The following is an 18,052-nucleotide window of genomic DNA, read 5'->3' as shown; positions in this document are numbered from 1 at the left end:
CCGAGATCAAGGGGTGCGGCGGTTGCCGAACATGTCCAGCAGCGCGAATCCACCGCCGGCTGCGTCGGCGGATCAATGGAGCGGCGGCGAGCCGTGCCGGGTTTTCCCGATGGGTGGAGCGATAGGGGTCAACACCCTCCGCCGTCATTCCGGGGCGGCGCGTAGCGCCGAGCCCGGAATCCATAACCACAAGCGGCTGTGCTGACGCGAGATCGGCGTGGCGCGCGGTGCCTGACCCAATCGGCCGTCGTGGTTATGGATTCCGGGCTCGCGCTACGCGCGCCCCGGAATGACGGAGAGAGGATCGTAGCGCAGCTCCATGCGGGACCACGTCAACGTCTGTCCAGGTTTACGCTCCGCTCATCCGGCTACGGCGTCGTGCTCGCTATCTCTTCCCGAGGAAGTTCGATCGCATCTTGTCGGCGAACCAGACCACGAAGATCGCAGCGAACGCGAGGACAAAGTACAGAGCCGTCCACAAAAGTGCATAAGTGGCATTCGTCATGGCGTCCTCCCTCGCATCAGACATCGAACCGTTGCCGGGAAGGATAATGGCGGCCGCGACGGCACGATTTGCGCAGGATCAATTTTGCCGCGCTGCGGCGAAATGGTCCGGCGAGCCTTCATTCCGAGATCGCGATGGAGTTGCGCCCGGGAATGAAGGAGCGCTACAGCCGGAATTCGTTGGTGAGCTCGCCGATGCCTTCGATCGCGACGGTCACATTGTTCACCGGCTCCTTCATCACGCCGACGCCCACCGATGTCCCGACCGCGATGAGGTCGCCGGGCAGCAGCGTCATGTCGTGCGAAATCCGGCTGACCAGCTCCTGCGCGGAGAAGATCATGTCCGAGATTGGATAGTTCTGCCGCTCGGCGCCGTTGAGGATGGTGCGCACCACGAGCTTGGCCGGATCGAGGCCGGTCGCGATGACCGGGCCGAACGGGCCGTAATCGTCGATACCCTTGGCGCGGGCCCATTGCGGGAAGGTGGGGTCGCGGGTCAGGATGTCGTTGGCGGTGATGTCGTTGACGCAGGTGTAGCCGAAGATGAAGCCGTCGGCTTCGCCAGGCGAGACGCGGGCGCAGGTCTTGCCGATGACGATGCCGAGCTCGCCCTCATAGGTGGTCTTGCCGTCGTAATAAGAGGGGCGGCGGATCACCGCGCCGGGCGCGGCGATCGTGGTGGTGGCCTTGAGCAGATAGAGCGGCTCCGGCGGCTCGGGCTGGTTGAGCTTCGCCGCGAGCGCGTGGAAATTATTCCAGAGCGCGACGATCTTGCTGGGCGCGCACGGCGCGAGCAGCTCGACCTCGGACAGCGCCAGTGTCTTGCCGGTCGCCGCATGGTGGCCGAACATCTCGCCTTCATGGACGCTGATACCCGATGAGGTCAGCGTACCGAAGCCGGTCGCACCGCTATGAGGGAAGCGCAGCCAGTGTTTCATCTCGCCCGCCATCACGCCACCGCCAGTGCGCGGGGATCGCCGGGTGCCGCGACGCCGTCATAGAGACCGGCGATGCGGGCGCGCTGGGTCACCATCGCCAGCACCGAGTCCAGCGCAGGCGTGGCGATGCCGGTGAGGCGGCCCATCTCCTGCACCACGGTGACGAGCGGGTCGATCTCCATCGGGCGGCCGCGCTCGAGATCCTGCAGCATCGAGGTCTTGTGCGCGCCGACCTTGCGGGCGCCCTCGATACGGCGCTCGACGTCGACGCGGAACTTGACGCCGAAGGTCTCGGCGATCGCCTGCGTCTCCACCATGATCGCGCGCGACAGGGCACGCGTGGACGGATCGGTGCAGATCACGTCGAGGGTTGCATGGGTCAGCGCGCTGATCGGATTGAAGCAGACATTGCCCCAGAGCTTGAGCCAGATCTCGTCGCGGATGCGGTCGAGCACCGGTGCCTTGAGGCCAGCCGCGACGAAGAGATCGGCAAGGCGCTGCACGTCGCTCGTGATCTCGCCGGAGGGCTCGCCGAGCGGGAAATTGTTGCCATAGACGTGACGGATCACGCCGGGCGCCTCGATCTCGGTGGCGGGATAAACGATGCAGCCGATGGCACGCTCGGCGCCGATCTCGCGCCACTGCCGTCCGCCGGGATCGATGCTCTCCAGCGTCGAATTCTCGTATTGGCCGCCGTGCTTGTAGAAGTACCAATAGGGGATGCCGTTGACGGCGGTGACGATGCGGGTGTGCGGTCCGAGCAGCGGCTGCATCTTCTCGATCACGCCGGTGATCGAATGCGCCTTCAGCGTGATGATGATGTAGTCCTGCACGACGAGCTCAGTGGGATTGTCGGTGCAGCGCGGATGCACGGTGTGCGTCTCCTCGCCCGCGAACAGCGTCAGGCCGCGCTCGCGCATCGCGGCGAGGTGCGCACCGCGGGCGACGAGACTGACGTCCGCGCCAGCGCGCGCGAGCTGAACCCCGAGATATCCGCCGATCGCGCCGGCGCCGTAGATGCAGATCTTCATGAAATCCTCGCGAGCAGAGACCGGAATTTTGGGACGAAAGATCCGGTCCGGCTCGGATGGATCCGGGCCGGGGCCGGTAGTCGCAGGGGAAGTGCTGCCGCTCTAAAGCGCGATGCGCTTTAGTTTATTGTTTGAGCATGATCTTGTCGGAAAACCGCTACGCACTTTTCCGGATCATGCTCTAGGCTGCCGCTTGCGGCGTGCCGTTGATGGCCTCGTCAACGGCAGCTGCGATGTCGCGCATGCTGATGACGGAGACGAGGCTGTAATCGTCGATGACCGGCAAGTGACGGATGTGATGACGGTTCATCAGGTGCCGCACGTGCTCGATCGTGTCCGAGGAGGTGCAGGAGACGAGCTGCTGCACCGAGACGAGTTGAGAGACCTTGACGTTGATGGCATTGGCGCCGTGCTCGGCAACCGCACGCACCACGTCGCGCTCGGTGAACATGCCGACCGCGGTGTTGCCTTCAGAGCGGACCACGTCCTTGACCACCAGCGCGCTGATGTTGTTGGCGCGCATCAGCTTGGCGGCGATACCCACCGTTTCGTTCATTCGCACCGTTACAACGCGCGGCGTCTTCTTGCGCAGAATGTCTCCGACCAGCATGGCGACCTCCCTGGGTGACTGATGGGGGAAGTGTGGTATACATAATGCCAATCGTCAAGCGCTGGATTTGGCTATCCGAAAATTCTTGCGGCAGCATTACTGACGTTTGTCGCCGCGCCAAAAGAAAAGGGGCGCATCGCTGCGCCCCTTTTTGACCGACGTGACAGACGTGTGGTCGCTACGCCGTCTCGGTCTTGGCGTTACCGGTTGCGGTGCTGGCGCTCTCGGCTTCCTTGCCGAGGATGAAGGAGCGGCGCAGCGGCTTGATCACGAACAGCGCCATCAGCGCCGCCGTCGCGTTCAGCGCCACCGCCACCACGAACACGGCCTTCCAGCCATACGTCGCCGAGATCACGCTTGCGAGCGGGACGAGCAGGGAGGCGGTGCCCTTCGCGGTGTAGAGCATGCCGTTGTTGGTCGTTGCGAATTTCGAGCCGAAGGTGTCGCCGCAGGTTGCGGGGAACAGCGAGTAGATCTCACCGAACACGCCGAAATACACCGCGGTCGCAAGCACGAACACGATGGGATTCTGGCCATAGGCCGACAACGTCAGGAGCATCACCGCGGCGGTGCCGAAGGCGATGAACATGGTGTGCTCGCGGCCGATCGTGTCGGAGACCCAGCCGAAGAAGGGGCGTCCGAAGCCGTCGAAGATGCGGTCGAGCGAGATCGCGAAGGTCAGCGCCGCCATCTGGAAGCCGGCGAGCGTCACCGGGGTGTTGGCGATCTTGTAGTCGTGCGCGATCGGGCCGATCTGCGCCGCGGTCATCAGGCCGCCGGAGGCGACCATGACGAAGACGAGATACATCACCCAGAAGATAGGGCTGCGCAGCACTTGCGGCGGGGTGAAGTCGATCTTGGTCTGCGGCAGGTTGAGCTGCTTCTTCCTCGGCGGGATCGAGATCCGCGGCGGCTGGATGAAGAAGGCGAGCACGAATACGATCAGGCCCTGGCCGATGCCGAAGGTGAGGAACGCCTGCTGGTAGCCGCTCGATGCGATCATGGTCGCGATCGGCACGATGGTGAGCGCGGCGCCCGCGCCGAAGCCTGCGGCGGTCGCGCCGGCGGCGAGGCCGCGGCGGTCAGGAAACCATTTCAGCGCGTTGCCGACGCAGGTGCCGTACACAGCGCCGGCGCCCATGCCGCCGACGACTGCGGCCGCGTAGAGCAAGGTGAGCGAGTCAGCGTAGGAGTTGAGCACCCAGGACAGCGCGATCATCACGCCGCCGAACATGATGACGATGCGCGGGCCGTACTTGTCGACGAACCAGGCCTCGACCGGCACTAGCCAGGTCTCGGTGACGACGAAGATGGTGAAGGCGAGCTGGATCGCGGCGCGTCCCCAATGGTGGGCGGCGTCGATCGGATCGACGAACAGCGTCCAGCCATATTGCAGGTTGGCGATCATCGCCATACAGACGATGCCCATCACGAGCTGAAGCCAACGGAAACCGGTGCGAAGAGGCGCAGCTGTGACGGCGCCGTCAGTGCTGGAAATCATCAAGAACCTCCCAACGCGCCTGATTGATTACGACCTGGGATTGCAAGATGACCCGGTGTCGCAAATGTTGTGGCTTATCGTCGCAAGCGCGGCGGGCAGCTTGGTATACCATATCCCAGATTGCAAGTCCTATCTCGCGTCGAGGGCCAAGAAAATGCGCGGTTCCGTTCGGATTATCGGAATCTGAAAAATTTCGGACAAACGAAAACGCCCGGCCGCAAGGGCCGGGCGTCGTGCGCGAGCGAGTTGTTGAGGCGCCGCGTCAGACCGTCGATTTGGCGACCACGACCTTGCGCCAGGGTTTCAGCACCGCGATCGCCAGCAGCGAAGCCAGGATGTTGGCGCCAGCCGCGATGATGAACACGCTGTCCCAGGTGCCCGACGACTGCTGCATCAGGTTTGCGACCGGGACGAGCAGCGCGGCGGTGCCCTTCGCGGTGTAGAGCAGGCCGGCGTTGGTGGTCGCGAACTTGGCGCCGAACGTGTCGGTGCATGTCGAGGGGAACAGCGAGTAGATCTCGCCCCAGGCGAAGAACACGAAGCCCGAGAGCAGCACGAACCAGACCGGATCGTGGCCCCAGAGGTAGAGCATCCAGATGCCGAAGCCTTCCATGCCGAAGGCGATGAACATCGTGTTCTCGCGGCCGATCATGTCGGAGATCCAGCCGAAGAACGGACGCGTCAGGCCGTTGAGCACGCGGTCGATGGTCGCTGCGAAGGTCACCGCGGTCATCGTCACCGCCATCAGCGTCACCGGCACGCTGTCGACCTTCCAGTCAACCGCGATCGGCTTCAGGTTCGCGGTGACCATCAGTCCACCCGCGCCGACGATCACGAACATGAAGTACATCAGCCAGAAGATCGGCTGGCGCAGCACTTCGGTCGGCTGATAGTTGCGCCTGGTCTGGATGATATTGGCATTCGCCACCACGCTCGGCACCTGGCCCGGCTTCGGCGCGAGCAGGAAGAAGGCGAGGATGCAGATGATGATGCCTTGTCCGAGGCCGAAATAGAGGAAGGTGGTCTGGAATCCACTGTCCTTGATCATGGACTGGATCGGCGCGACGGTGAGGGCGGAGCCTGCACCGAAGCCTGCCGCCGTGATGCCGGCGGCAAGACCGCGCTTGTCCGGAAACCACTTCAGCGCGTTGCCGACGCAGGTGCCGTAGACGCCGCCGGCGCCGATGCCCGCGATGATCATGCCGAGATAGTAGCCGTTGAGCGAGGTGGCCTGTGCGTTGATCGCCCAGCCGATGGCGCAGAGCACGCCGCCGACGAGGACGACGATGCGCGGGCCGTACTTGTCGACGAACCAGCCTTCGACCGGAACGAGCCAGGTCTCGAACAACACAAAGAGCGTAAAGGCCCATTGGATCGACGCGCGATCCCAGCCGAACTTTTTCTGGATGTCTGGGACGAAGAACGTCCAGCCGTACTGATAATTGGCGATCATCACCATGGCCGCTACACCGATCGCCAATTGCGCCCAGCGATACGTGTCGCTGACGCGTGCGGCTGTAGGGGCCGTTGCCTGCACCATGTCCGTCATAAAGCCTCCCGTGGCGCCTCTAATTTTTCTGCGAGCGCTGGAGCGGCATTCTTGTATTCATTATGCCAAGGTTCAAGCGCTGGTCCGGCCACCGTGCGCAAATGCCGCAGCGACCTTGTCCGGTCGCGGCTGTGACTCGGGACAGCACAAGTAGAAATGGCCCCGTCGTGCGGGGCCATTCATCAAAAGTAGCATGTGGATCGGTCTGAAACCGTCGCGCGGCAGGGCTGCGCGGGAAAGAGCCCGCTTACAGGCCGAAACGCGGCAGGTCGCCGTTGTGATTCGAGATCTCGGCGCTCGCCATCAGGAGGCGGTCGATCGCAGCCATCAGGCGCGCGAACAGCGAGGAGGAGGGAGCGAGAGCGACGGAAGCGGTCTTGGACATCGGAATTCCTTTCTCGAGACAGTCAGTATCGCTGCCTCATTTCGAAAGACAATCTATGTATACCAGATGCCAGTGTCCATGCGCTTGTTTGCATAGCAGCATGCAACCTTTCGCATTGCAACATAATGATGCGTTAAAGCGGCCATTGCGGGCCTAAAATTGCCAAATGGCGGCCGAAACGACGCATTGGCGCGGATTTGACCGGCCTTACAGCGGATCCGGGTCTTGGCAGGGCAGGTCAAAGCCGTTAGTGGTCTGCCCCCTTTTCCAACCAACTGTCAGAGTGGTTCATGTCGAGCGCCTCGGCCGCCGTCTCGATCGGCATCGATTTTGGGACCAGCAACACGGTCGTCGCGCTTGCGGCGGACGACCGCCGGGTCGAGGCCATCCGCTTCGACCATGGCGGCCAGCGCCACAGCGTCTACGTCTCGGCGCTGTGCTTCTGGGAGGACCGGCCGGGCGCCGGCGCCCAGGCCGAGGGGGCCCGTGGGCGATCGAGACCTTCCTGGAAGGCCGCCACGTCTACCGCTTCCTCCAGTCGTTCAAGACTTTTGCCGCGAGCAGCAGTTTTCAAACCACGCAGGTGTTCCGCCAGCGCTTCAAGTTCGAGGACATTCTGGCGGCGTTCCTGCGCACCCTGGCACGCCATGGCGGCGAGAAGTTCGGCTTCGAGACATCGAACATCACCGTCGGCCGGCCCGTGCGCTTTGCCGGCGGCAATCCCGACGAGACGTTGGCGATGCAGCGCTATCGCGCCGCGTTCGAGCGTCTTGGCGCCGGCCACGCGCGCTATGTCTACGAGCCCGTGGGCGCCGCGTTCTCCTTCGCCCGCCGGCTGGAGCGCGATGCAACCGTCTTGGTTGCGGATTTCGGCGGCGGCACCAGCGACTTCTCGGTGATGCGTTTTTCGCGCGCGGGCGGCACGCTGCGCGCCGAGCCGCTGGGACACGCCGGCATCGGCATTGCCGGCGACACCTTCGACTACCGCATCGTCGATCACGTCGTCTCGCCGCGGCTTGGCAAGGGCTCGAGCTTCCGCTCGTTCGACAAGGTGCTGCCGGTTCCGAGCGGCCACTACACCAACCTTGCGCGCTGGCATCAGCTCGCGATGATGAAGAGCAACGGCGATCTGCGCGAGCTCCGCGAGCTCGCGCGCACCGCGCTGAAGCCGAAGCTGCTCGAGGATTTCATCACCATCGTCGATCTCGACCTCGGCTTTTCGCTGTACCGCGCAGTGTCCGACGCCAAGGTCGCGCTGTCGGGGCACGATGAGGTCGACTTCCGCTTCAAAGGCGGCGGCGTCGACATCGGCTCGACGATCACGCGGAAGAACTTTGAATCCTGGATTGCCGACGACATCGCCCGGTTAGGGGCCACCGTCGACAAGGTGCTGGCCGAAGCCCGCATCACCGCGCGCGAGGTGGAGAAGGTGTTCTTGACCGGTGGCACCTCCTTCGTGCCCGCGGTGCGAAAGCTGTTCGCCGACCGCTTCGGCAACGAGCGGCTGATGTCGGGCGACCAGTTCGAGTCGATCGCCTACGGCCTCGCGCTGATCGGGCACAGCCCCGACCCGGACCGCTGGACCGCGGATGGCGGGCTCAAGCCGAAGGGTACGTAGCCCAGGAGCAGTCGTCATTGCGAGTAATGACGATGTGGGTCGATCTGTAGATGCGATCAACCAGTGCCGTAGGGTGGGCAAAGGCGCAGAGCGCCGTGCCCACGTCTTTCCCAGGTTGAGACAGACTGGTGGGCACGCTGCGCTTTGCCCACCCCTACGATACTGCTGTCACTGCTACTGATTGATCTCCGGCTCGACCAGCCGCGCCAGATTGCGCAGCGATTCCTGCCAGCCGAGATAGCAGGCCTCCGGCGGAATGAGGTCGGGGATGCCGGCCTGCGTGATGTCGACCTCGGTGCCGACCGACACCTTCTTCAGGATCACGGTCACCTGGATTTCGCCGGGCAGGTTGGGATCGTCGAACCTGTCAGTGTAGCGCAGGCGCTCGCCGGGCACGAGCTCGAGATATTCGCCGCCGAACGAATGGCTGTTGCCCGTGGTGAAATTCCGGAACGACATCTTGAACGTGCCCCCGACCCTGGGCTCGAAATGATGCACGGTGCAGGTGAAGCCGTTCGGCGGCAGCCACTTCGCCATTGCATCGGCCTCCAGGAAGGCGCGATAGATTTTCTCGGGGCTGGTGGCCAGAACGCGGTGCAGTCGTACAGTGCTGGGCATGTTCGTCATTCCTCGTGCATGTGCATTGATGGGCCGACATCTCATCGCGCTTTAAGGCCCGTTGATGTCTAGATGACGAACGAGGGGCTGACGATCCGACACGTCACCGCATAAAAGAGATCGCACATAAATGAGCCGCCGGAACCGGCGGCTTTGACCTCGCGCTCGCGGACCTGCGTGCTCACCGCGTCCAGTCTTCACCCGCGCACAACGTTCCCATGCAGCCCTGGACGTTGAGATTGCCCGACGGCAGCAAGGTCACCGTGCTCGCATAGGTCTTGCCGTCGTCGGCATTGTAGATCCGGCCCGACCATTTGTTGGCGCCGGCCGCCTGCATGTCGATGAACAGGGAGATGCCGACGATCTTCCGGCCACGCAGCGCCGGATCGGAATTGTGGTCGTCGAGCTGCGGCTTCCCTGTCTTCTTGTCGATCGGCTCCTTCAGCCAGACGACGCGCCCGCACAGCGCGTTGCCGCAACGGCTCACCTTGATCTTCGCATCGCCCGACTGGGTCAGCCAGACGCCGCCGGGATCGCTGGCCGTTGCGGCTTTGGCATCTCCAAGCGGCGAGATGGACAACAGGGCTGCGAGCACGTGCCGGACGAGGGTGGAACGCATGGGGGCTCCGTCGGATTAATTATCATGAATAATTTCATGATAAACAATCAATATATCGCGCTTAAGGTTGAGTCAAGCGTATGGAACGGGCATACTGGCCGGCATAGATGACCCTTGCATTGCGGAGTGCCTGGAGATGGATGCGGTGAGGACGTCGGTGCGCGAGGCCCGGCAGCGCTGGTTTCGACGCCTCGATCTTGCGTTCTGGATGATCTGGGCGGCATTCCCGGTGGTGATATGGCTTGCCTATCGCCACAACACGACCGCCTCCGCGTCGATTGCGGCCAGCCTCAGTCCCGAGCAGGCGAAATGCGCGGGCATCGTCACCAACCCGCTCGACATGTCGCGCAAGGGGCAGATGCTGTTCTGGACGTTATTTTTGTTTCAGCTGTCGTTCTTTGCCGTGTTCACCGGCATCCTTCACCGCATGGTGCATCGATTCGCGCGCGGGCGGATCTTCGTGTCCGAGACGCTCCAGGGTGTGTGGTGGATGGGGATCATTCTGGTGATCTGGCCGTTCATTGATCTCGCCACCAGCAACGCGGTGGCTTACGCCTTGCATGAGATCGGCGACATCAAGTTCTTCCTGCCGTCCTACAATCTGGACATCGGAACGATCGCGGGCGGGGTGTTCCTGATGGCGCTGAAATTCGTGATCGATCACGCTATCCTGCTGCAGTCCGAAAACGAATTGACGATCTGAGGTGAATGCTGGTGCCGATCGTCGTGAACCTCGATGTCATGCTTGCGAAGCGGAAGCGCCGCCTCGGTGACCTCGCCGACGCCATCGGCATCTCCATCCAGAACCTGTCGATCCTGAAGACCGGCAAGGCGAGGGCGATGCGCTTCTCGACCCTGGCCGCGATCTGCCGCGAGCTCGACTGTCAGCCCGGCGACATCCTCGAATATGTCGCGGGCGAGGACAGCGATGGGGAAGCGGGCGAGGGGAGCTGAGCTCACACCTGACGGGTCTTGTCCGCCTTGGTCTTGGACGCGAGGACCTGAAAGACATCCCCCATGTGCAGCGCCCGGCCATCGGGGAAGGCGGACATCCTGAGGCTCGACGTGTGCGTCGCGCCGTCGACCGGAGAGATGAAGGCGAACTGGATCTCGATCTTGTGCTTGATCTCGTAGCCCTGCCATTTCGGATGCTCGCGCGTCAGCAGCTCGGCGAGCTCACAGCGCAGCATGTCGGAGGTCGACGTGGTCTTGGAGAGAATGCCGCGCTCGACCTTCTCCAGGTAGCACTGCTCGGTCACGGTGCTGACATGCGCATTGACGCGCTGAAAATTCGTCTTCTTGTCGTACTGATCGTAGGCGGCAAAGCCGGCAATACCTGCGGCAACCAATCCAAAGAACGCGAGACGCATGCTGATGCTCCCGTTTTAATGGGCGCAACTTCGAGCATCAGTCATTAAGGGCGACTGAATCCGCTTCGATACTTTTTGTGACGGGAAACGCCCGTCTGACGAATACGCACTCAATTGAATCAAATTGGCTTGGCGAGACTCCGAAGTCGAAGCCCGATTTGGCCTCTTTATGTCAGCGAGAAGGGGCACAGCAGCCCATATTTGCTCAGTCGGAGTTCTTCGCTGTTTGCCCCATCGGACAGAGGACCGGGCGAACCGCACGAATGGGTGGTGCGACTAATACTGCACAAGACGTTCATCGAAGCCGCCATCCTTCGCCTCGTACTTCTTAATCGAACCACCATGATCAGCCTGCTACTGCTGTTTGCGATGCTCTACGCCGCGTGCGGGCTGGTACTCAGCATCGTTGTGAACGCGGTGTCATTCACCAGCATCCAACTCGGCGGAAATGCCTTGTTTCCAGTGCTTACGTGGGGAATCTTCCCGGCCTTTTTGTCGGTCATCCTCATCAGCATCTCGGAAAAGGAAAGGAAGATGCGTAGCAGTGTGGGTGAGGAGATCGATCATTGGGAGCTGGTATTTGCGGGGTGCCCCTCGTTGATGAAATATATCTTCTGGGTCTGTTTCGCTTATGCGTGGGCGATCGGTATCGTCTTCGCCATATTGCAACCCCACGAACCGAGCGTGATCTGGCGCGGCGCCTCTGCTTTTTGGATGACATTCTATGCGTTGGGCCTTGCGTCGGTTACAGGCGCCTATCTCCGCCGCCGCGCGCGTCAAACGCCGTGAAGGGCGATGGCTCTCATTCCTCAATGTCGGTGATCTCTCAGGGGATTTGGAACAGACTCGTGCTGGACTTGTGAGTACACGCCCTTCTGTAATGGGCCCGATGATGTCAAGCCTCCCGAGTGAACGCCACGCCGCCGAGCTCATGCTTCTGTTCGTGGTCGACGCCTGGCCGCCACATCATGCTGTCAGAGGGAGCGGTGAGCCTATCTAGATACGCGTGGTTCGTCGGACGACGCCACTGGGCGTGTAACGGCTTCACCGCATCCACCGTCCCGGCGACGGGACTTCGGGCACCGGGCTTCAGTTCATCCCGGTTGCGTTCTTGATCTCCTCCACGTCTTCTATGCTGCGATTGAGCCCGCTTCGGCCCATCGGTAAGTCGTGCCATCGACCCAGATCCGATGCAGGATCACTGCGAGCTTGCGTGCCAAGGCGACCTTTGCGCGCTTCGAGCCTCTCCGCTTGGCGACGTCCATCCCCCAGCGTTTGAGTTTTGAGAACCGCGTGATGCGCGATAGCAGAACGTTGGCGGCTTCATACAAGGCCGTCCGCACCGTCTCATCGCCGGCCAGCGTGATTCCGCCCGTGACGTCCTTTTCTCCCGATTGATATTTCTTTGGCGTGAGCCCGAACAGCGCGCCTGCTGCCTTTGACTTTACAATGCGATGAGGATCATCAATCGCCGATTTGTAGGTGATGGCCACCAGGGGACCAACGCCTGGTACTGTCATAAGCCGGCGGCAGACTGCATCATCACGCACAATTGCCAGCACAGCCTTGTGTAGTCTTCCGTATTCTGCCTTCAGGGCCGATCGTGCCGAAAGCATCGCACCAGCAATGCGCTCCAATGTCGCCTGGCCTGCAACCAACTCTCGAATCCGCGCTTCGAAATTCCTTCGCGTCACCGGGCCAACCTTCAGACCGAAGCCGCGCAAAATCCCTCGGATACTTAATTCTACATCGATCAGCCGCCCGAGAAGCTGTTTGCGTGCGATCAGGAGTGCCCGGATCTCTTGCGCATCAACCGACTTTGCGTGTACCTGCCGAAACCATCCCATCCGGATCAACTGGGCGATCCCGCGGGCATCCTTGCGATCCGTCTTGACCGTCATTGCAGATAATGCGGCCTTCACGTGCCGCGTTTCCAGCAGAACTGTTTCAAATCCTGCACCTTTCAGGCCTGCATGCAGCCATTGCGACAGCGGCCCAGCCTCCAGCCCGATCCGCTTCACTGCAAAGCCGAGCGTCTCAAAAAACTCAACTAAGGCGTCGGGTTCGCTTGCGACCTTCGCTTCCTTCAGGATCTTACCCTGGGCGTCCACAACACACACGCTCGACAGTTCCAATGACACGTCGATTCCGGCATAATTCTCCACGGCTGTCCTCCGTCTCCAGATGCTTGGGGCCGACTCAAGTCGTGACCCCGTTTCATCATCTATCGGGGGACAGCCACCATCATGACCCCTTGCTCCGGAGCCGGGCCCATTACCGCATCTAAATTGGTGGGCGGCTCCGAAAACCGGGATCCCGGTTCTTACAGGCCGGCGGCCATCCCAAATCGGCCAAGGCCAGGTAGCTTCAGCGCCGGACGCCGGATGTCAAACCCGAGCACGGCACCGAAGAGATTGACCTCCACGCCCTCGACCCAGCCGATCGAGAAGCCGAAATATCCAGCAAGCGAAGCATAGATGCCGGTGCCTGACGCGGTGACGCCGAGCCATTTGCCGGTGTACGGGAAGTCCTTGCCGATCGCGGTCGGCGGCAGGACGGCGCGGAGCTCGGGGACGGAGTCGAGTGCGGCCTGCACGAAGGTGTTCGAGTTGGGACCCGGCCAGGCGCTATAATCCCCATAGGACCGGAACCTGTAGTTTTCGATCACGTCCCGTATCTTTGGGATCAGCGCTTCCGCGCGCTCTCCATCCACGGCGACGATGGTTTCGGGCAAAGCGCCGAACCACCGCCCATCTGGAGCGAAGCCGTTGGTGCGGATCGGCTCGCCCCAGGCCGTGTAGTCATATCTTGTGTAGATCGCCGCATTCTTCTCCTTCACGACGATCCAGGTGTGAACGGCAAAGATGCTGCGCCATCTGACGGTTCTTGCCGCGAAGACCCGTATGGTTGCTTCGGGATGATCCGCCGCGGCGGGGAGAAGACCGGCGCTCGACCGGTCGGCCATTTGCCAATTCCCGCGGCCATCGCCCAAGAAGAAATATCTCGCCGCTGACGCAGCGAGGGGCGCAAACAGGAGGAACAGAAAGATGAGCAAGTGTTTCTTCAAGGGAGCGGTGCGGCGGGATCTTCCACGATCATATAGGTCGCATGGATGCCGCCGCCATAGCTGCTTCAGCCGATCGGTTCCGTTGGATCAAGGGTTTTGCCGCCGGAGCAGTGAGCCGAGCGAGTTTGAAGCCTGGCTGATTGATCGAAAGGAGAATGCGTATGGATATGAAGGAAGCTTCGGCGATGACGGAGGCCTCGGGATTGGCGAATGAGCAGGAGGGCATGGGGCGAAATTCAGGACTGAACCAGGGCTTCGGGAGGCCAACAGAGAACACAGGGGAGAGCCGTCGGCCGGTCCACTCGCCTTCGTCGGACGCTGCGATGCGATGGGCTGAGCAGTTGCGCGAGGTAACGACGAAGGCGCCTTTGCGATCGCTGCTTGTCGCTTTCCTGGTCGGAGCATGGATCGCACGCCGGCGATAGGAGCGACTTGCGCACGTCACGCTGAGGAAGATCGAGACACTTCTGAACGATTTTTTGTCGGCAACACGCGATGCCAAGGCGTTCCGCTTGCCGGCGGCAGCTGGTGCTCTTGGCCCATCAGCAAAGTGGCGCCTCGGCAACGGAGGCCGTTCACTAAGGTATAGCGGACTACAATTGATCTGGCTGAGTTCTTCGCATTTTGACCCGAGGCGGACATCGTTTGCGGGGAGTTTGATTCGGAACTGAAGCGGGACCAGCCTGTTGGTTCGATCAGCCAAGCGGAGTCTCGCAATGCGGATCATTCTGATAACGGCGGTTGGCTGGGCGTTGTCGTTCGGATTTGCGGCAGCACAGACCGACCCCAAGGACATGCCAACTGGACGCTCGGCACCAGAAGAGAAAGGTCAATTGCAGCCACAAGGTTGGACCGGACCGCTGGACACGAAATCGGGTGGCGCGCCGCCGGAAAGCCCGCAAGGTCAAAGCCCACCGGGAATGCAGGCAGCGCCGGACGGATCAACCAAAGTGGTGACCGAGCCACGTAAGTAGGTCTCACTTGGTTTTGTCGTCGAGAGGTCGGGTTCGCTTGGGATGAGCCGACCCGGCGTTCTGGCCGCAAGCGGCTAAGTGGTGGACAGTGCCGGCAAGCCCGCTGGTGCCTCGTTGCAGACATTGCTTCGTGAGGAGCAAGGCAACCGCGGCGTAGGTCCGGCGACGGCGCGCGGCAGATGAGCGGATCACAAGGACCGTTCGCTCAACGGCGATGATCTGTCGCGAGGCGTATCTGGTACCAAAACCGAGGGTTGAGGGCTTGTTTTCATTGACGCCTAGGTCGAGATAAAGCCTTGGAGGCCAAATGATTACTGCCGCACAATGCTTGGAATTGGCACATCGATACAGAGCACTCTCTCAGACATCCGGCATCTCCAAAGACCGCGCTTTCATGATGAAGAACATCGCCAGAAGCCTGTCCGGCTTGGCAGGTCAATTGGACCGCCTTGATGCGCTTACGAGAGACGAACAGCCGACATAGTCAGGCAATGCGGGCCTGCGCGCGAGCGTGAAACCGGGAGCCCGCCTAGCAGACTGAGGGTGTCGCCGAACTCCCCGGGGGTGCCTGCCGGCATCCGTGACGGAGAGGGTTACCTCGAAAGAGGCCCAACAAGCACACCCTTGAAGGACTTGTCAGAGCGCTCCTGGTACCGAATAGCATTGCGGATGGGGCAAATTGAGCCGATCCGCCGTCGCCATCAATCGTCGATCCGTCACGTGCGCCCGAACCACGTCGACGAGGACGATGGAGCAAGATTCTTCCGCGGCCTGCTGATTGCCGCGGGGCCGAGCCTGCTGCTTTGGCTATGTCTCGCACTCTTATTCAAAATGATGATCAACGGCCATCTACTTCCCTGAGGGAGGCGAACGAGCGGCTCTTACGGAGTGCGTGCCTAAGCTTGCGAGACGCTCCTCAGCCCTGAGCGAGCGGGCTATGTGATGCGACAATCTCAGAGCGAGCGCCACAACGATCAGCGTCGGATTTGCTTGACTGGACGTTGGCAACACGGACGTGCTGCACAGGTACAGGTTGGCGATGCCAAAAGCGCGAAGGTTCCTGTCCGCGACTCCGTCGTTTGCCGATGAAGCCATACGGGTCATGCCGAGTTGATGCGTGCCATCCTTGGCCTGCCGCAAAGCGCTCTGTTGCTGATCGGATGGGTTACACCGCAGCACCAGTCGGGCGAGACTTCCCCGCTTCAACCATTCCGACATTCGCTGGTGTACTCTCTCGAGGGATGCTGCGTCCGCATCTGCAAAGCGCAAGTCGATCGCAATCCGGTTCATGCCCAACCGATCGACCTCGCCTGTCAAAGTCACCCGGCTCTCCCGATTGGGCAGATGTTCGGCATGATAGGCGAGCCTGTACTGCGAGACTTGGTTGCGCATGAGGAAACCGGGAGGCCGAGGGTCTGCGTACCACCGTTCCAAAAGCGCATTCGCGTCAGCCAGAATGCTCTTGAAGCCTGCCGGCGTGAGGTTTCGCAGATGTGCTCCAGCAGTGCTTCCGAGCATATTTTCGCTGTATCGGCGCCGAATGACTTCCGGCAAGATGGCTCGCCCGAGGCTGTTCGCGCCGGACAACAAGAATAGCAGCGAGAGCAGCGCTCGTTGATGCCTCGCATCTGCAATCGCGCCTTCCGGCCATAGAACCGTGTTCGACAGCCCCCATTTTTCCTGCGTTGCTTCGCTCGGCTGGAATCGGCGGCGGGTATAGGTTCCGTTCGCGTCTTTCCGGAAGTCGAACAAGTCTACGTATTGCGGCTTGAGAAATCTGACGTCCGCTATCGAGCCCATCAGATGGCTCATGTAGTATCGCCCGAGGGGGCCAGCTTCGCCGCCGAACAGCCTGGGTCGATCGCGCTGCATATTCAAAGCTAACCTTGTCGTCTCGATCCCTCCGGCCGCAACGACGAGCATTCGAACGGGTAGTTGGGATAGTTTCGATCCATCCGATGATGCCACGGCAAGTCCGGTGACGACGCCATCGCCGGAGAGCAAAACCTCGGTCACGACCGTGTTCAGGCACACTCTGATGCGGGCGGATCGAACGGCGGCCCCACCGTGCCGGACCTGGCTACGCCTCTCGCCCGCGAAGCGCGCAAGACTCGTGCACGAAAACTCATCGCCAGATTCATGAGCTACGTCGGCCGCAATGAACTCCGCAGGGCCGGTGTCAAGAAAGCGACTGGCCGGTTCAAAGAACGGCGATACATCCTCGTACGTGATCGGCCATGCTCCGTAGCTTACAAATTTCCGCTCCTTGAAGTCGATCGGATCGTAGGCCACGCAAGCTCCGGCCCAAAGATTGGATGTTCCCCCGTACATTTTTGCCGATACGGCCTCGAGCGGACCGTGGGTTGCCGGTGTGCGGAGTTGCGCGGTGAACAGACTGTCCACTGATCGGCGTCGCCTCAGACCTCCAGCTTCGAGGACTTGACTGGTAATTCCCAGCCGATCGAGCTCGAGCGCGATTGCGAGACCTACAGGACCTGCTCCGATGATCGTGACCTCGGCAGCGCTCTGCGATCTATCGAAAGCGTCCCCAAACATTGGGGTATCCTTCGGCAATTAAGGACACAATCTGCGCGGGAATTGCGGTTACAAGATGGATACGCGCGATCAAGGAAAGCGAGCAGCCCGCTCCGGAGAGAGGAAGCGCGTTTCACCGGGTCTGCTTGCGTGATGCCGGCTTGAGGAGGGCAATCATTTTGCAGACCTCGGCTGAGATCGATGCGACGTGAAGCACGCTCGATGGAGATCTTGCCTGCGCCTTCGACGAGTGTCGCCCTCAGTCGCGCGATCTTCCGGCCGAGGTGCTACACCTCGACATTGCCGCGCAACGCGAACTGCTGCGCATCGACGAACGCGGCGGCATTGGAGGCTGCCTCGAAGGCCTCGGCGGACTGGAGGATGCCGTTCGGCCCGACGAGATAAGCGTGATATCGCAGCGTTATGTCGGCGCTCTCAGACCGGGAGAGCTGAGCCACGCATCGATCTGCATGGCTGTTTCGTCCTGTTGCGCCCTGCGGAGCAACATCTCGCGGCGATGGCTTGGAGGAAGCAGGCGCGCCTCTTCGCGTAGGCAATTGATTTCGTCGACGAGCCGCTCTCTGAGAGATCGGGTTTGTTCGAAGTGACCGCGTTTCATGGCGAAGCTCCCTAGTTCGGACAGGGCGGGAGCGCAATCGGCGTTCTCATCACCGATAGAAGCCACGGGCCGGGCGGTGATCACGAACCATACCATAGATCCGCAGCATGTATG

18 protein-coding genes and 1 pseudogene are annotated in these 18,052 nt (G+C 61.5%); 6 read left to right on the top strand and 13 right to left on the bottom strand.

The window, feature by feature from the left end; genetic code table 11:
* Positions 1 to 668 precede the first annotated feature (668 nt).
* From QA642_RS33325 to QA642_RS33300, 6 genes are all read right to left on the bottom strand, one after another.
* Complete coding sequence (locus QA642_RS33325; protein WP_283080669.1) at positions 669 to 1,442, bottom strand: fumarylacetoacetate hydrolase family protein; 774 nt, start codon at positions 1,440 to 1,442, stop codon at positions 669 to 671.
* 11 nt (positions 1,443 to 1,453) lie between these two features.
* Positions 1,454 to 2,473 carry a 2-dehydropantoate 2-reductase gene (locus QA642_RS33320; protein WP_283080668.1) on the bottom strand — a complete coding sequence of 340 codons (1,020 nt, stop codon included), beginning with the start codon at positions 2,471 to 2,473 and terminating at the stop codon, positions 1,454 to 1,456.
* 181 nt (positions 2,474 to 2,654) lie between these two features.
* On the bottom strand, positions 2,655 to 3,083 hold the full coding sequence (locus QA642_RS33315; RefSeq protein ID WP_212344010.1) for a CBS domain-containing protein: 429 nt from the start codon (positions 3,081 to 3,083) through the stop codon (positions 2,655 to 2,657).
* A 178-nt stretch (positions 3,084 to 3,261) separates the two neighbouring features.
* Positions 3,262 to 4,584, bottom strand: coding sequence for an oxalate/formate MFS antiporter (gene oxlT, locus QA642_RS33310; protein WP_283080667.1), 1,323 nt, complete (start codon positions 4,582 to 4,584; stop codon positions 3,262 to 3,264).
* Between the two features lie 262 nt (positions 4,585 to 4,846).
* Entirely contained in the window at positions 4,847 to 6,133 is a 1,287-nt protein-coding gene (gene oxlT / locus QA642_RS33305) for an oxalate/formate MFS antiporter (RefSeq protein WP_283080666.1), read from the bottom strand.
* A gap of 247 nt (positions 6,134 to 6,380) precedes the next feature.
* Positions 6,381 to 6,518, bottom strand: coding sequence for a hypothetical protein (locus tag QA642_RS33300; RefSeq protein ID WP_167336519.1), 138 nt, complete (start codon positions 6,516 to 6,518; stop codon positions 6,381 to 6,383).
* 290 nt (positions 6,519 to 6,808) lie between these two features.
* Between QA642_RS33300 and QA642_RS33295 the strand changes: the two are divergent.
* Positions 6,809 to 8,136, top strand: a pseudogene (locus QA642_RS33295) (Hsp70 family protein).
* A gap of 174 nt (positions 8,137 to 8,310) precedes the next feature.
* Here QA642_RS33295 and QA642_RS33290 read toward each other — a convergent pair.
* Both QA642_RS33290 and QA642_RS33285 read right to left on the bottom strand, forming a co-directional pair.
* Complete coding sequence (locus QA642_RS33290; protein ID WP_283080665.1) at positions 8,311 to 8,754, bottom strand: SRPBCC family protein; 444 nt, start codon at positions 8,752 to 8,754, stop codon at positions 8,311 to 8,313.
* A 181-nt stretch (positions 8,755 to 8,935) separates the two neighbouring features.
* Positions 8,936 to 9,373 carry a DUF2147 domain-containing protein gene (locus tag QA642_RS33285; RefSeq protein ID WP_283080664.1) on the bottom strand — a complete coding sequence of 146 codons (438 nt, stop codon included), beginning with the start codon at positions 9,371 to 9,373 and terminating at the stop codon, positions 8,936 to 8,938.
* Between the two features lie 136 nt (positions 9,374 to 9,509).
* Here QA642_RS33285 and QA642_RS33280 point away from each other — a divergent pair, with 136 nt between their 5' ends.
* Both QA642_RS33280 and QA642_RS33275 read left to right on the top strand, forming a co-directional pair.
* On the top strand, positions 9,510 to 10,076 hold the full coding sequence (locus tag QA642_RS33280) for a DUF2975 domain-containing protein (RefSeq protein ID WP_283080663.1): 567 nt from the start codon (positions 9,510 to 9,512) through the stop codon (positions 10,074 to 10,076).
* 11 nt (positions 10,077 to 10,087) lie between these two features.
* The gene (locus QA642_RS33275; protein ID WP_283087027.1) at positions 10,088 to 10,327 is read left to right on the top strand and encodes a helix-turn-helix transcriptional regulator; all 240 of its coding nucleotides are present in this window, start codon (positions 10,088 to 10,090) and stop codon (positions 10,325 to 10,327) included.
* Between the two features lie 2 nt (positions 10,328 to 10,329).
* Here QA642_RS33275 and QA642_RS33270 read toward each other — a convergent pair whose 3' ends face one another.
* On the bottom strand, positions 10,330 to 10,743 hold the full coding sequence (locus QA642_RS33270) for a hypothetical protein (RefSeq protein WP_283080662.1): 414 nt from the start codon (positions 10,741 to 10,743) through the stop codon (positions 10,330 to 10,332).
* 342 nt (positions 10,744 to 11,085) lie between these two features.
* Between QA642_RS33270 and QA642_RS33265 the strand changes: the two genes are divergently transcribed.
* Positions 11,086 to 11,532 (top strand): hypothetical protein, encoded by a 447-nt coding sequence (locus QA642_RS33265; protein WP_283080661.1) that lies wholly within the window; start codon positions 11,086 to 11,088, stop codon positions 11,530 to 11,532.
* A gap of 341 nt (positions 11,533 to 11,873) precedes the next feature.
* Here the strand turns inward: QA642_RS33265 and QA642_RS33260 are convergent, their stop codons facing one another.
* Positions 11,874 to 12,908 (bottom strand): IS110 family transposase, encoded by a 1,035-nt coding sequence (locus QA642_RS33260; RefSeq protein ID WP_283080660.1) that lies wholly within the window; start codon positions 12,906 to 12,908, stop codon positions 11,874 to 11,876.
* A 158-nt stretch (positions 12,909 to 13,066) separates the two neighbouring features.
* Positions 13,067 to 13,798, bottom strand: a complete 732-nt coding sequence (locus tag QA642_RS33255; RefSeq protein ID WP_283080659.1) for a DUF3750 domain-containing protein — start codon at positions 13,796 to 13,798, stop codon at positions 13,067 to 13,069.
* A 728-nt stretch (positions 13,799 to 14,526) separates the two neighbouring features.
* On the opposite strand from QA642_RS33255, the gene QA642_RS33250 reads away from it, so the two are divergent.
* Together QA642_RS33250 and QA642_RS33245 are read left to right on the top strand one after the other, a co-directional pair.
* On the top strand, positions 14,527 to 14,784 hold the full coding sequence (locus QA642_RS33250; protein ID WP_283080658.1) for a hypothetical protein: 258 nt from the start codon (positions 14,527 to 14,529) through the stop codon (positions 14,782 to 14,784).
* 624 nt (positions 14,785 to 15,408) lie between these two features.
* A complete protein-coding gene (locus QA642_RS33245) occupies positions 15,409 to 15,645 on the top strand; it encodes a hypothetical protein (protein WP_283080657.1) in 237 nt (78 codons plus the stop codon).
* Here QA642_RS33245 and QA642_RS33240 read toward each other — a convergent pair.
* Together QA642_RS33240 and QA642_RS33235 are read right to left on the bottom strand one after the other, a co-directional pair.
* Positions 15,634 to 17,076: a GMC family oxidoreductase gene (locus tag QA642_RS33240; protein WP_283080656.1), complete on the bottom strand. Its 1,443-nt coding sequence runs from the start codon at positions 17,074 to 17,076 to the stop codon at positions 15,634 to 15,636. The genes QA642_RS33245 and QA642_RS33240 overlap by 12 nt on opposite strands.
* A gap of 530 nt (positions 17,077 to 17,606) precedes the next feature.
* On the bottom strand, positions 17,607 to 17,777 hold the full coding sequence (locus tag QA642_RS33235; protein ID WP_283080655.1) for a hypothetical protein: 171 nt from the start codon (positions 17,775 to 17,777) through the stop codon (positions 17,607 to 17,609).
* Positions 17,778 to 18,052: the final 275 nt, after the last annotated feature.

It is taken from the genome of Bradyrhizobium sp. CB2312 (genome assembly GCF_029714425.1).
Taxonomy (GTDB): domain Bacteria; phylum Pseudomonadota; class Alphaproteobacteria; order Rhizobiales; family Xanthobacteraceae; genus Bradyrhizobium.
This window is presented reverse-complemented; position numbering and strand designations above follow the sequence as displayed.